This window comes from Ruegeria sp. SCP11, from assembly GCF_040329455.1.
GTDB lineage: Bacteria > Pseudomonadota > Alphaproteobacteria > Rhodobacterales > Rhodobacteraceae > Ruegeria > Ruegeria atlantica_E.
Map to the genome: position 1 here is coordinate 1 of NZ_JBDZYG010000067.1, position 234 is coordinate 234.

At 65.0% G+C, this 234-nt stretch carries 1 protein-coding gene; it reads left to right on the forward strand.

Features of this window, described 5'->3' with window-relative positions; translation table 11 throughout:
* Positions 1–234, forward strand: a 234-nt coding sequence (locus ABLN94_RS24655) for a hypothetical protein (protein WP_352997362.1), incomplete at both ends; no start/stop codon positions are given.

Below are 234 nucleotides of genomic sequence, written 5' to 3' on the forward strand. Positions count from 1 at the left end.
GGACCTGGCGGACAGCGGCGCCTATACCGTCGCCCTGCTCACCGATGAAGTCTTCGACACCGGCGGCAATGCCGTCGCTGCAGACCCCAACCTCACCGGGTTTACCGTCGATATTGCAGACGTCACCGCCCCGGTGGTGCAATCCGCAAGTGCCCCGACCATCGATGCCGCCGATACCGGCAATCCCGACACGCAGATCACCGTGACCTTCGCCGACAACATCGCGGTGGACGC